This window comes from Spongiactinospora sp. 9N601 (assembly GCF_044326295.1).
Taxonomy (GTDB): Bacteria; Actinomycetota; Actinomycetes; order Streptosporangiales; family Streptosporangiaceae; genus Spongiactinospora; species Spongiactinospora gelatinilytica.
In genome coordinates, this window is sequence record NZ_JBIRBB010000024.1 from 104,458 (window position 1) to 117,050 (window position 12,593).

The following is a 12,593-nucleotide window of genomic DNA, read 5'->3' on the forward strand; positions in this document are numbered from 1 at the left end:
TAAAACGATGGTCGCTCTCGTACCATGAGGGGCGTGCAGGGCCTTCTCCGCTCCTTGTGGACCGAGCCCCGCCCGCCCCGGCCCCCGCGGCGGGTGTGGCGGGACTGGGCGCTGGTGGGGCTGCTCGTGCCGGTGATCGTGCTGGAAGGCGTGCTGCGGACCGACCTCCAGTGGCGCCCGCTGTCGGTGATCTTTCCGCTGGTCATGCTGGTGACGCTGCTGTGGCGGCGTACCAGGCCGCTGGCCGGCCTCGCCGTCCCCGTCGTCGGCACGGCCGCGATCCAGCTCCTGACCGGGGCCGATCCGGCGGAGATGTCGTCGATGGCGTACATGCTGATCCTGCTGTACGCGCTGTGCCGGTGGGGGTCCGGGCGGGAGGCGCTGGCCGGGCTGGTGCTGATCTGCGGCACGGTGGTGGCCGCCGCCGTCGCCGGTCGGCTCGTGGCGGGGGACATCGCAGGGGCGTTCACCGTGGTGTTCGCGGCGGCGGCGCTGGGCGGCACGTTCCGGTACCGGGCGGGGGCCCGGATGCGCGAACTCGACCAGGTCAAGCTGCTGGAACGCGAGCAACTGGCCCGCGACCTGCACGACACCGTGGCCCACCACGTGTCGGCGATGGCGATCAGGGCGCAGGCGGGCATCGCCACGGCGGCGGCCGACCCGGACACCGCCGCCGACGCCGCCGTGGCCGCGCTGCGGGTGATCGAGGCCGAGGCGTCCCGCACGCTCGCCGAGATGCGGGCGATGGTGCTGGTACTCCGCCGGGACGCCGCGTCCGCGCCGCTGGAGATGGCGCCGAACCCGCACCTCGCCGACCTCGAACAGCTCGCCGACCGGCCGCGTACCGGCCCGTCCGTGGAGGTGGAGATCGAGGGCGACCTCGACGGCGTGCCACCGTCCGTCGGCGCGGCGATCTACCGCATCGCCCAGGAGTCGGTCACCAACGCCCGGCGGCACGCCCGGCACGCCACCCGGATCGAGGTCAGCGTGGCGGCGGAGGAGACGTCGGTGCTGCTGCGGGTGACCGACGACGGTGACAGCACCGCAGGGCGTCCCATCGCGGCCTCCGGGTACGGCCTGCTCGGCATGATGGAACGCGCCGGGCTGCTCGGCGGCACCTGCGAGGCCGGCCCCAACCCCGGTCGCGGCTGGACCGTGACCGCCGTACTGCCCCGGACGGGAGCCCCCACGTGACCAGCGGTGACATCAGGGTGATGGTCGCGGACGACCAGGAGATCGCGCGGACCGGGCTGCGGATGATCCTCGACGCGCAGCCCGGCATCCAGGTCGTGGCCGAGGCCGGCGACGGGCTGCGGGCCGTCGAGCTGGCCCGGCGGCTGCGGCCCGACGTGTGCCTGTTCGACATCCGCATGCCGCGCTGCGACGGCATCGAGGCCACCGCCCGGCTGGCCGGGCCCGGCGTGGCCGACCCGATGGCCGTCGTGGTCATCACCACGTTCGACCTGGACGAGTACGTCTACGCCGCGCTCCGGGCCGGGGCCCGCGGCTTCCTGCTCAAGGACGCCGGGCCCGACCTGCTCTCCCAGGCCGTGCGCGCCGCCGCCCGCGGGGACGCGCTGATCGCCCCGAGCATCACCGCGCGGCTGCTGGCGGCGTTCGCGGGCAACGGCCCGGCCGGGCCCCGGGCGCAGCCGATCGAGCCGCTGACCGAACGCGAGGAGGAGATCCTGCTGACCGTGGCCAGGGGGCGGACCAACAACGAGATCGCCGACGAGCTGCACATCTCACTGAGCACGGTGAAAAGCCATGTCGCCAGCCTGATGACCAAGCTCGGCGTCCGCAACCGGGTCGAGATCGCCATGTGGGCGTACGAGACCGACCGGGTGCCGCGCTGAGCGGCGGCCCCGCCCGCGGCGGATGACCCACTCGGCCACCGCCACGTTGATCACCCAGCCCGCGCCGACCAGCAGCTCCCGGGTGAGCGCGCCGGGCGGGCCGTAGGCGGCGATCCAGACGGCCTGCGTGAACGCCTGCGTCCCGGCGGCGGCCCCGATCGCGTACGCCCGGATCATCCACGCGCGGTGCCCGCCGATGTCGCGGCGGCGGACGGCGGCGACGCCGAGTACCAGGCAGCCGGCCATGGCCGACCCGAACACCAGCCGGAACGCCACGAGCGGCCCCTCCCCGGCGGGCGGCAGTGTCAGCCACACCCCCGACAGCGCGCTCGCGAGACCGAAGGCGACCAGGACCCGCCCGGCCGCGCGGTGCCACCCCGGCCTGCGCCGCCGGAACCGGGGCGCGAACTGGAAAGCCCCCGCCACGCCGTAGCAGGTCGCGGCCACGATGTGCACGATGAGCGGGACGGGGATCTCCGTCCCGCCCCGCACCCCCGCCAGGCGGGCGCCGCCCGCGAGGACGGGGACGAGGACGAGCAGGATGAGCCCGGCGGGCACGAGCCGCCCGCGTGCGGTGCCGTGATTGTCCATGCCCTGATGGTCGTCGCGGCGGCCTCGCGGCTCATCACCCCAACGGCCCGATCCCGATGAGCCGATCGGCCGGTTCAGACGTCGTACCTTCGGCCGTTACGCCCGCCGAAGTCCGGCCGCACACTCGGGCTTGTCGATTCCGGCAGCGTGAAGGAGATCACGATGAAGGCGTACGTCCTGCGTTCGTACGGTTCGCCCGAGGCCCTCCAGCTCAGCGATGTGGCCAGGCCGACCCCCGGCCCCGGCGAGGTCCTGGTGCGGGTGCGCGCCACTTCCGTCCAGCCCTGGGACTGGCACCTCATGCGCGGCGAGCCCTACTTCTCCCGCCTGATGCCCGGCTTCCTCGGGCTGCGCGTACCGAAGATCACCATCCTCGGGGCGGACGTGGCCGGGCAGGTGGAGGCGGTCGGGCCGGGCGTGACGGAGTTCGGGCCGGGCGACGAGGTGTTCGGGATGCCGCCGGAGGGCGGCGGGTTCGCGGAGTACGCCTGCGTTCAGGAGCGGCATCTGGCGGCGAAGCCCGCGTCGGCGTCGTACGAGGAGGCGGCGGCGGTCCCGCTGGCGGCCAGTACGGCGCTGATCGCGATACGCGAGGTGGGCCGGGTCGAGCCCGGGCGGCGGGTGCTGGTCAACGGGGCCTCCGGCGGGGTGGGGACGTTCGCGGTGCAGGTCGCCAAGGCGTATGGGGCGCACGTCACCGCCGTGTGCAGCGGCAGGAACGCCGATCTGGTGCGGTCGCTGGGCGCGGACGAGGTGATCGACTACACGAAGGAGGACTTCACCCGCAACGGCGAACGGTACGACGTGCTGCTCTACGTCGCGGGCGACCGGTCGTTCCGGGAGTGCCGCAGGGTGCTGACCCGCAAGGGGGTGTGCGTGCTGATCGGCGGCGCGGCCGGCCGCTGGCTGCAACCGGCGGGGCGGATGTTCGCGATCATGGCGGCGTCGGCGTTCGCGTCCCAGAAGGCGGCGTTGGCGGACGTGGTGCGGTACCCGGACGACCGGCGCAACCTGCTGGAGCTGACCGGCCTCATGGCGGACGGCAGGGTCCGGCCGGTGATCGACCGCGTCTACCCGTTCGAGGACCTGCGGGCGGCGGTCCGGTACGTGGAGGAGGGACATGCGCCGGGCAAGGTCATCGTCACGATATGACCGGGCCCATCGCCACCTCGGTGTGGGTCAGCGGATAGGAGACGCAGGTGAGCACGCCGCCGTCCTCGACGGTGCCGTGGACATCACCGCGCAGCAGTCGGGCCGGGGGGACGCCGAGGCCCGTCGCCGTAGCCTTCCTTCCGGAGCGCGCGGCGGTACGTGAGGTCCAAGACCCACCGGATCGGCCGGGCGAACGCCCCTAGCCAACCGGCCAGCCGGCGCAGCACCGGCTTCTCGCCGCCGAGCTGCCGGGTCTGTAGCGCCATCAGCTCCGACACCGTGGCCGTGCCGGCGCGGTTCGCGCGGTCCCAGACGTTCGCGGCGGCGACGGCCCCGTTGTGCCGTACTTCGGCGCGCTCGACGCTGACGACCAGCGCGGTCTGCGGGACGACGCCGCCCAGCGCCATCGCCGCCCGCAGCTCCGGATCGTCGGTGACCACGGCGGTGCCGCTCAGGTGCAGCACGTCGGTGCGGCCGGGCACGAGGATCGCGGCGGAGATCCGGTCGTCGGTGAGCAGGTTGTGCGAGGTGTCGGCGCGCTTGTTGCCGCGCCGGTCCGGGATGGCCAGCGTGTGCCCGTCGAGCACGCTGACGAACCCCGGCGTGTCACCGCGCGGGCTCGTGTCGGCGCCGCCGTCCCGGTCCCCGGTGGAGATGACCATGAACGGCGTGGCCGCCAGGAACCCGGCGACGCCCGCGCCGGACAGCGGCCCGTCGGCGATGGCCGGAATGGACACCGTGGGGACGACCGGGTCCCACAGCCGGGACCGGAGGATCGCCCGCGCGCAGTGGACGTACGCCTGGGCGACGGCGACGACGATCCGGCCGGGGGTGCGCTCGGCGACCGTGCCGTTGACCCGGAGCGTCTCGCCGACGCCGGGCAGCAGGAAGACGAAGGAGACCGGGCCCGACGCCTCGGCATCGGAGGCGAAGGCGATCCGCGTCGGCGATTCGACCTCGGCGAAGCCGGGCCTGCCGCCGACCACGGTCGTCCGGGACCGCCCGCCGGCGTCGCGGTAGCCGAAGCCAGCCAGCGGCGCGATGGCGAGCATGTACCGGGACGCCTCGTCCAGCTCCGCCAGTTCCTTCTTGAGCACGAGCGCCGCCGGATGGCCGATGATCGATTCGAGACGGTCGGTGGTCGTGATCCGGTTCATGGTCGCCGTAGAAGTGGTACGCATGACGTTGAGACCTTTCAATGGCATGGGCGAACAACCGCCGGGGCAGGCGGGTGGACGCTCCCGGGCGGCGCGTTACGGGGCCGGCCTCACTCCGGGGCGGGCTCGGGGAATCCGACGGGGATGGCGGGAGTGTCGAGAAGTGCCTTGAGCGCCGCGACATGTCCGGCATAGGCGCGCCGGCCCTTGGCGGTGAAGCTCACCCAGGTCTTCACCCGGCCGCGGCCGGTCGGCTTGGAGATGGTGACGTAACCGGCGTCCTGGAGCGCCTTCAGGTGCTTGCTGAGCACCGAGTCGGCCACGCCGAGGATGTCCCGCAGCGTCCCGAACTCGGCGGTGGTCGAGGCGGCGAGCAGCGCGCAGATCCGCAGCCGGTTGGGCGCGTGGACGAGTTCGTCGAAGCGCTCGGTCATGCGCCCGCCTTCAGGTGGGCCCGCAGCGCGGCGGCGAACCGCCGGCCCATCACGACGATGGCGGCGAAGACCGCACCGGCCAGGCACCACACCGGCCAGCGCTGCCCGGTCCAGGCCACGATGCCGAAGGCCGCGACGATCGCGGAGAGCGTCACCACGCCCATCGCGCCGACCCACCGGCCGGGCGGGCCCGCGTGGCCGCCGGACACCCAGACCCCGGTCAGCCGCCGGTAGACCTCGGTGAGCGCGGCGCAGCCGACCAGGAGCAGCACGATGCCCCCGATCCTGACCGCGGTGTGGCCGAGCCCGATCACGAGAACGCAACCGGCGAGCAGCAGCCCGAGAGCCGTGTGGTACCACCACGGGATGATCAGCCGGTCGGCGAGGGCCGCGCGGGCCTGGGCGATGACGGACAGGCTGTCGGCACCGTTGCTTTCCATGGTGGAAAGTCAAGCACTTTCCGATGTGGAAAGTCAATGGGGTTCGCCGGCGGTCCGGCGGGCCAGGCGTTCGGTGTGGGCCGAGCGCGCCGCCTGGCGGTCCGCCGCCGGGGAGGTCTCCCGGGCCAGGCCGTTGAGCGCGGCGCGGACCACGCGCTCGGTCTGGGCATCGACCGCCGCCGGGTCGTCGATGCGTACCAGGCCGTCGGCGAGCAGTACGGCCAGCCCGTGGATCGCCGCCCACAACACGAACTCCGCGCCGGGACGCGTGAAAGCCGGCAGGTCGCCGGCCTCGGCGAGCCGGTCGAGTTCGGCGGAGAGCACGTCGTGCGGGTGGGGGGAGATGGCGGAGTCGGGGCCGGTGGCACCGCCGCGCAGGACGAGCCTGGCCATGGCCGGGTCGTCGAGCGCCCAGGTCACATAGCCGCGGCCGAGGGCGATCAGGCGGCGCTGCGGGTCGTCTGCCTGGCCCGCCACATGCTCACACTCCTGGCCGAGCCGCGTTCCGAGCCAGGCGAGCGTACGTTCGGACAGGGCGCGGACCAGCGCGTCGCGTGAGGCGAAGTGGTGGTAGGCGGCGCTGGGGCTGACGCCGACCCGCGCCGACGCCTCCCGCAGGGACCAGTCGTCGGCTCCGCGCTCGCGTACGAGTGTCTCGGCGGCGTCCAGCAGTGCGCTGCGCAGATCGCCATGGTGATATCGCCCTTTTGCCACCGGGCCATCTTAACGCCGCTCAGATCTCTGCTAGGCTCGCCATTATCTCAACAGTGTTCAGATTGGAGTATGTGATCATGTGCCCGGCCGACTCCCCGCCCGCAGACCATCGCGACCCGCCCGACGTGAGCACGAGCCCGCCGCCGATCGTGCGGGGTGAGCCCGTCGAGGTGTCCGAGGGCGTGTACGTCATCCCCGACGGCCGCGTCGAGCTGGTCCCGAACATCGGCATCGTCGTGGGCGAGCACTCCGCGCTGGTCATCGACACCGGCCTCGGTCCCCGCAACGGCGCGTACGTCCTGGAGCAGGCCCGCCGCCTCGCGGGCGAGCGCCGTCTGTACCTGACCGTCACGCACTTCCACCCCGAGCACGGGTTCGGCGCGCAAGCGTTCAAGGGGGCCGCGACGATCGTCTACAACACCGGCCAGCGCGACGAACTGCGCCGCAAGGGCGCGGGCTACCTCGACATGTTCAAGGGGCTGAGCCCCGCAGCCGAGATCGAACTGCACTATGCCGAACTCGTCGATCCCGACCTGGTCTACGAGGGCACGGCCGAGATCGACCTGGGCGGGCGCACGGCGGCGCTGCGCGCCGTCGGGCCCGCGCACACGGCCTCCGACCAGGTCATCCTGATCGACGACCGGGTGCTGTTCGGCGGCGACCTGTTCGAGACCCGGATCTTCCCGATCGTGCCGTACTTCCCGCCGTTCGACGTGGACGTGGACGGCGTGCGCTGGATGAGCGTGCTGGACGAGCTGGTCGCCCTCGACGCGGAGATCGTCGTGCCCGGCCACGGCGAGGTGGCCGGCACCTCGCTGATCCGCGACGTCCGCGACTACCTCGGCCATGTCCACGAGGAGGTCGCGCGGCTGCGCGCGGCGGGCGCGTCCGCCGACGAGACGGCGGCGGCGCTCGACACCGACGCCCGCGCCCGCTGGGCCACCTGGGAACGCCCCGAATGGATCGGCCTCGCCGCGCGCGCCTTCTACCACGGCGCCGGGCGATGACGGATCGGATGGAGGCGGACGGGTGGCGGGAGCGCGGTATCGCCGCCTATGCCAGGATCTTCGGTATGCCCGAGGGGGAGGTATCCGCCGCGTTCACCGCGCGGGTGGGCGCGGCCTTCGCCGAGGAGGCGCTGCACGCCGCCGGTGGCGCCGCCTGGTCGCACCCCGCCCTCACCGGGCGCGACCGCAGCGTGGCCATCATCACCGCCCTGGCCGCCCAGGGCGTCTCCGGCGACCGCCTGCGCACCCACCTGCGGCTGGGCCGCGAGCACGGGCTCGACGACGACGCGCTCACCGCCCTGATGACGCTGCTGGCCGGCTACATCGGCTACCCCCGGGCCTCGCTGGCCATGGAGACCGTCCACACCATCGCGGAAGAGGAGAACTCATGAGCGGTTCCGACCCGGTGATCGCCGCGTTGCGCGGTGAGCACGACCGCCTGGCCGTACTTGTGCGCGCGTTCGACGAGGCCGCTCTGGCGCGGCCGTCCGGCGCGGCCGAATGGGACGTCTCGCAGGTGCTGGGCCACCTGGGCAGCGGTGCCGAGATCACCCGGGCCACCGTGCTGGCCGCGCTCGGCGATGGATCGAAGCCGGGGCGCGAGGAGATGGAGGCCATCTGGCGGACCTGGAACGGCATGACCCGCAGGGGGCGTGCCGACGGGTTCCTCCAGGCCGGTGAGGCCCTGGTCGCGCTCTATGAATCACTGGACGCGGCCACCCGCGAGACCCTGCGCATCGACATGGGTTTCCTGCCCGCCCCGGTGGACGTGCCGACCTCGGCCCGGCTGCGGCTGAGCGAGCTGGCCCTGCACTCGTGGGACGTACGCGCCGGCTTCGACGCGCACCCGGCGCTGGACCCCGGCACCGCCGGGCAACTCCTGCACGGCGAACCCGACATGATCGGCTGGATCGGCAGGCCGGCCGAGGGGGTGCGCGCGGTGATCACGGTCACCACGACCGAGCCCGCGTCGGTCTTCGCGCTGCGCCTGCTGGACCGGATCAGCGTGGACTTCGACGTCCCCGACAGGCCCGACGGCACCCTCACCCTGCCCGCCGAAGCCTGGCTCCGCCTCGTGGCCGGCCGCCTCGGACCATCGCACACCCCCGCGAACGTCGCGGCCACAGGCGCCGCCGACCTCGACCTGCTCCGCGGCGTCTTCCCCGGCTACTGACTCTCGGGACGAGTTTTACGTGGCCAGTCGCACGATGGTGATGTCCGGGGGTGCGCCGACTCTGATCGGTGGGCCGGTGAAGCCGGTTCCCCGGGTGACGTAGAGCCGGGTGTCACCGTACCGGGCGTGGCCGGCGAGGGCCGGTTGGGTGAGTGCGGTGAGCAAGGTGAGCGGCATCACCTGGCCGCCGTGGGTGTGTCCGGACAACTGGAGGTCCACGCCGTGCCGCGCCGCCTCGCGTACCTGTACCGGCTGGTGCGCGAGCAGGACGACCGGGCGGGCGGGGTCGCGTCCGTCCAGGGCGCGGGCGTAGTCCGGCGCGTCGCCCTGCTCCTGTCCCGTGAGGTCGTTGACACCGGCGAGGTCGAAGCCGGGGAGTTCGACGCGCTCGTTCCGCAGCGGACGGACGCCCAGTTCGCGCAGCTCCTCCACCCAGGCATCGGCACCGGAGATGTACTCGTGGTTGCCGGTGACGAAATAGCTGCCGTGGCGGCTGCGCAGGTCGCGCAAGGGGGCGGCGGCGTCCGCGAGGTACTCGACGCCGCCCTCGGCCAGGTCGCCGACGATCGCGACGAGGTCGGCTCCCGTGCCGTTGACCAGGTCGACGATCCGCTGTGCGTGGGCCCTGCCGAGCATCGGCCCGAGGTGGACGTCGCCGACCAGCGCGATGCGGAAGCCGTTCACCGCCCGGCCGCCCCGGCGCAGTGGCACGGTGACATGGTCGAGGCGCGGCGGCCCGAGGGCGGTGGCCATGCCGTACCCGACCGTGCCGGTGGCGACCACGCCCGCGACGGCCGCGATCGAACGCTCCAGCACCAGACGCCGGGTCGGGCCGGCGGCGCTCGCCGGTACGGTCGCGGCGCGCCGCCGCCGTCGTACGGTCGCCGCCAGCCGGATCGGCTCGCTCACCAGCAGCACCATGACCAGGTACAGCGCCAGCCCGTACCAGGTGTAGCCGGGCCAGGCGAGCCACCGGGACAGGGCGGGGTCCAGCGCGTTCGTCGCGATCAGCGTCGCCGGGACCAACGCGCCGAGCAGCAGCGCGGCCACCGTCCCCGCGCGGCGACCGCGCGAGCGGGGTGCCGTGGTCGCGCGCACCAGGCGGGCCCACAAGTAGACGTGCGCCAGGGTCCAGGCCACCGACTGCGGCCACACCCACCACGGAACCGACATCACAGGCTCCCGGCGCGGCCCGCGCCGGACAGCGCGAGCCGGCGTCTGCCGAAGGCCGTCCGGCCCCACGGTTTGTAGATCGACAGGACCGCGCAGGTGAGGTACATCGCGGTGGACACGAAACCGGCGCCGACCTGGCCCACGCCGCCCCGGGGGACGGCGGCGAACGTCCCGGGCGGCGCGCTCGCCACCGCCTCGGCCGCCGCGTGCAGCCCCGGCAGCAGCGAGGTCGGGATGAGGACGACGGCGATCAGCGTCAGCGCGAACTTCGCGATCACCCAGTAGTGCCGCAGCAGTCCCCAGGAGGTCATCAGGGACAGCAGGACGCCGGTGGTGAAGGCGGTCAGGCTCAGCGGGATGAGGTACAGGTCACCGAGCAGGCCGAGCACGCGGTAGACGGCGTGCTGCACCTCGGGGTCGCCGGTCGTCATGCCGATGATCGCGAGGGCGGGCACGCCCAGGTTCAGCCCGAGCCAGCCGACCGACGAGACGACGTGGAGCAGCAGGACCGGCCTGCGTACCCGCGGGGTCGCGTACCACGCCTTACGGCGGACGGCGGGGCCGCCGATGGAGCCGGCCGTCACTTGTTCCGAACGCATGCGGCCATGCTCGCGCCGCCCGTTTCGGCCCACATCCGCCGGACGATGACGGGCGCGCTACATCATTGGGCGCACCCGGCGGCCACCCGCCGCACCACGCTCGACGTACGACCGGTGGCCATGTCAGCACGGCGACGGTCCGGTGTCAGGGCGGTCGGTGATGGTGGATGCCATGAACCCGATGCCCTCCTCCTCCAGCGCAACGGGGGGGCTTGCGCTGCTGCTATTCAGTGTTACTATGTACCAGTAGCTAGCAATACCGAGTAGCTGGAGAGCTGGGAATGGCCACAGAGCAGAGCGAGCCCCGGCGGGGCTACCGGCATTACCTGGAAATGGTCACCGGGCCGCTCGAACAAAAAAAGCGCTACAGGCAGTACAAGGCACGCGTGCAACAGCTCCCCGACGGCCAGCGTGCCACGGTCGAAGCGCTACAGCGGTACATGTTGCACTTCGGCCCGGCCGAATCGGAAAGCCTGCTGGTGATGCTGGAAGATCTCGCGGATCTCTTCGAGCAGAGCGCGGCGGACGGAACCCCCATCCGCGAAGTCGTCGGGAACGACCCCGTGGAGTTCGCCGAGGAGTTCCTGCGCAATTACCCGGACGGTCAGTGGATCAGCCGGGAACGGGAGCGGCTGACCAAGGCCATCAATGGCGCCGCGGGCGACGAGATCTGAACGAGAGAACGGATATCCAGATGAGAGGCGACCAGGCCAAAGGGCCGGCCATCCAGATAAAGGGCCTGAAGAAGTCGTACAAGACGCTCCAGGTGCTCCGCGGTGTGGACTTCGACGTGGCACGGGGCGGCATCTTCGCCCTGCTCGGCTCCAACGGGGCGGGCAAGACCACGGCCGTGCGGATCCTGTCCACACTGCTCAAGGCCGACGCGGGGACCGTCCGCGTGAACGGCTTCGACGTCGCCACCCAGGCCGCGCAGGTGCGCGGGTCGATCAGCCTGACCGGGCAGTTCGCGGCGGTGGACGAAATCCTCACCGGGCGGGAGAACCTCGTGCTGGTCGCCAAACTGCGGCGGCTCAAGGACCCGGGCAGGATCGCGGACGACCTGCTCGCCCGTTTCTCGCTGACCGACGCGGGCGGACGCAGGGTCTCGACGTACTCCGGCGGCATGCGCCGCCGCATCGACATCGCGATGAGCCTGATCGGCGACCCGCCGATCATCTTCCTCGACGAGCCGACGACCGGGCTCGACCCCCAGGCGCGCATCGAGGTGTGGCAGACCGTCAAAGAACTCGCCGACCGCGGCACGACGGTGCTGCTCACCACGCAGTACCTGGACGAGGCCGAACAACTCGCCGACCGGATCGCGATCCTGCACGAGGGCCGGATCATCGTGAACGGCACCCTCGAAGAACTCCGGAAGCTGCTTCCGCCCGCCAAGGTCGAATACGTCGAAAAGCAGCCGACCCTCGAAGAGATCTTCCTCACGCTCGTCGGCCCCACCGGCAAGCACGAAAAGACGGCGAACTCAGAGCCGGCGCAGAGCGGCGCGGAAAGGTAAGGAACGAAAATGAGGGGTCATTTTTTCGGTGACACCGGTCTCCTGCTCGGGCGATCCCTGCGCCACATCTCGCGCAGCGCGGACACCATCATCACCACCACGATCATGCCGGTCGCCATGATGCTGCTGTTCGTCTACGTGTTCGGCGGCGCGATCCGAACGAATTCGGATTCGTATGTGAACTACATGCTGCCCGGCATTCTGCTGATCACGGTCGGCTCGGGCATCGCCTACACCGCGTTCCGGCTCTTCATGGACATGCAGAGCGGCATCTTCGAGCGATTCCAGTCGATGCCGATCTCGCGGTCGTCCGTCCTGTGGGCGCACGTGCTGACCTCGCTGGTCGCCAACCTGATCTCGCTGGTGGTCGTCGTGCTCGTCGCCCTGCTCATGGGTTTCCGCTCAAGCGCGGGAATGGCGGCCTGGCTCGCGGTCGCCGGCATCCTGATCCTGTTCACCCTCGCACTGACCTGGATCGCCGTCATCCCGGGTCTGACCGCGAAGTCCGTGGACGGCGCGAGCGCGTTCTCCTATCCGCTCATCTTCCTGCCGTTCCTCAGCTCGGCGTTCGTGCCGACGGGCACCATGCCCGGCCCGGTGCGCGCCTTCGCCGAGAACCAGCCGGTGACCTCCATCGTCAACACCATCCGCGCGCTGTTCACTGAGCAGCCGGTCGGCACGGGCATCTGGACCGCCCTGGCCTGGTGCGTCGGCATCCTCGTCGTCGCGTACTTCTTCGCCATGAACACCTACCGTCGCAAGATCTCCTGACTCGGAGGA

The 12,593-nt window shown here is 72.0% G+C and carries 16 protein-coding genes; 9 read left to right on the forward strand and 7 right to left on the reverse strand.

Annotation, left to right across the window (positions count from 1 at the left end; all coding sequences use genetic code 11):
- Positions 1–24 precede the first annotated feature (24 nt).
- Complete coding sequence (locus ACH34R_RS39555) at positions 25–1,194, forward strand: sensor histidine kinase (RefSeq protein ID WP_397566729.1); 1,170 nt, start codon at positions 25–27, stop codon at positions 1,192–1,194.
- A gap of 20 nt (positions 1,195–1,214) precedes the next feature.
- On the forward strand, positions 1,215–1,856 hold the full coding sequence (locus ACH34R_RS39560) for a response regulator (RefSeq protein ID WP_397566788.1): 642 nt from the start codon (positions 1,215–1,217) through the stop codon (positions 1,854–1,856).
- Here ACH34R_RS39560 and ACH34R_RS39565 read toward each other — a convergent pair.
- Positions 1,746–2,447 (reverse strand): DUF2306 domain-containing protein, encoded by a 702-nt coding sequence (locus ACH34R_RS39565; RefSeq protein ID WP_397566731.1) that lies wholly within the window; start codon positions 2,445–2,447, stop codon positions 1,746–1,748. The genes ACH34R_RS39560 and ACH34R_RS39565 overlap by 111 nt on opposite strands.
- 162 nt (positions 2,448–2,609) lie before the next feature.
- Here ACH34R_RS39565 and ACH34R_RS39570 point away from each other — a divergent pair, with 162 nt between their 5' ends.
- Entirely contained in the window at positions 2,610–3,599 is a 990-nt protein-coding gene (locus ACH34R_RS39570; RefSeq protein ID WP_397566733.1) for an NAD(P)-dependent alcohol dehydrogenase, read from the forward strand.
- A gap of 83 nt (positions 3,600–3,682) precedes the next feature.
- On the opposite strand, the gene ACH34R_RS39575 is transcribed toward ACH34R_RS39570, so the two are convergent.
- From ACH34R_RS39575 to ACH34R_RS39590, 4 genes are all read right to left on the reverse strand, one after another.
- The gene (locus tag ACH34R_RS39575; protein ID WP_397566734.1) at positions 3,683–4,780 is read right to left on the reverse strand and encodes a pyridoxamine 5'-phosphate oxidase family protein; all 1,098 of its coding nucleotides are present in this window, start codon (positions 4,778–4,780) and stop codon (positions 3,683–3,685) included.
- 86 nt (positions 4,781–4,866) lie between these two features.
- Entirely contained in the window at positions 4,867–5,190 is a 324-nt protein-coding gene (locus tag ACH34R_RS39580; RefSeq protein WP_397566736.1) for a transcriptional regulator, read from the reverse strand.
- Positions 5,187–5,630 (reverse strand): hypothetical protein, encoded by a 444-nt coding sequence (locus ACH34R_RS39585; protein WP_397566737.1) that lies wholly within the window; start codon positions 5,628–5,630, stop codon positions 5,187–5,189. Before ACH34R_RS39585 ends, ACH34R_RS39580 begins: the two co-directional genes overlap by 4 nt.
- 33 nt (positions 5,631–5,663) lie before the next feature.
- Positions 5,664–6,344, reverse strand: a complete 681-nt coding sequence (locus ACH34R_RS39590) for a TetR/AcrR family transcriptional regulator (RefSeq protein ID WP_397566738.1) — start codon at positions 6,342–6,344, stop codon at positions 5,664–5,666.
- A gap of 53 nt (positions 6,345–6,397) precedes the next feature.
- Here ACH34R_RS39590 and ACH34R_RS39595 point away from each other — a divergent pair, with 53 nt between their 5' ends.
- From ACH34R_RS39595 to ACH34R_RS39605, 3 genes are read left to right on the forward strand one after another with little or no spacing between them, the layout of a single operon-like run.
- Complete coding sequence (locus ACH34R_RS39595) at positions 6,398–7,351, forward strand: MBL fold metallo-hydrolase (RefSeq protein WP_397566739.1); 954 nt, start codon at positions 6,398–6,400, stop codon at positions 7,349–7,351.
- Positions 7,348–7,743: a carboxymuconolactone decarboxylase family protein gene (locus tag ACH34R_RS39600; protein ID WP_397566740.1), complete on the forward strand. Its 396-nt coding sequence runs from the start codon at positions 7,348–7,350 to the stop codon at positions 7,741–7,743. Before ACH34R_RS39595 ends, ACH34R_RS39600 begins: the two co-directional genes overlap by 4 nt.
- A complete protein-coding gene (locus tag ACH34R_RS39605) occupies positions 7,740–8,525 on the forward strand; it encodes a maleylpyruvate isomerase N-terminal domain-containing protein (RefSeq protein WP_397566741.1) in 786 nt (261 codons plus the stop codon). Before ACH34R_RS39600 ends, ACH34R_RS39605 begins: the two co-directional genes overlap by 4 nt.
- 15 nt (positions 8,526–8,540) lie before the next feature.
- Here ACH34R_RS39605 and ACH34R_RS39610 read toward each other — a convergent pair whose 3' ends face one another.
- Both ACH34R_RS39610 and ACH34R_RS39615 read right to left on the reverse strand, forming a co-directional pair.
- Positions 8,541–9,698 (reverse strand): metallophosphoesterase, encoded by a 1,158-nt coding sequence (locus tag ACH34R_RS39610; protein WP_397566742.1) that lies wholly within the window; start codon positions 9,696–9,698, stop codon positions 8,541–8,543.
- Positions 9,698–10,297, reverse strand: coding sequence for a hypothetical protein (locus ACH34R_RS39615; protein WP_397566743.1), 600 nt, complete (start codon positions 10,295–10,297; stop codon positions 9,698–9,700). Before ACH34R_RS39615 ends, ACH34R_RS39610 begins: the two co-directional genes overlap by 1 nt.
- Before the next feature lie 281 nt (positions 10,298–10,578).
- Here ACH34R_RS39615 and ACH34R_RS39620 point away from each other — a divergent pair, with 281 nt between their 5' ends.
- The 3 genes from ACH34R_RS39620 to ACH34R_RS39630 are packed head-to-tail and all read left to right on the forward strand — an operon-like array spanning position 10,579 to position 12,584.
- A complete protein-coding gene (locus ACH34R_RS39620) occupies positions 10,579–10,971 on the forward strand; it encodes a DUF1048 domain-containing protein (protein ID WP_397566744.1) in 393 nt (130 codons plus the stop codon).
- Between the two features lie 20 nt (positions 10,972–10,991).
- Positions 10,992–11,813, forward strand: coding sequence for an ABC transporter ATP-binding protein (locus ACH34R_RS39625; protein ID WP_397566745.1), 822 nt, complete (start codon positions 10,992–10,994; stop codon positions 11,811–11,813).
- 9 nt (positions 11,814–11,822) lie between these two features.
- Positions 11,823–12,584 (forward strand): ABC transporter permease, encoded by a 762-nt coding sequence (locus ACH34R_RS39630; protein WP_397566746.1) that lies wholly within the window; start codon positions 11,823–11,825, stop codon positions 12,582–12,584.
- Positions 12,585–12,593: the final 9 nt, after the last annotated feature.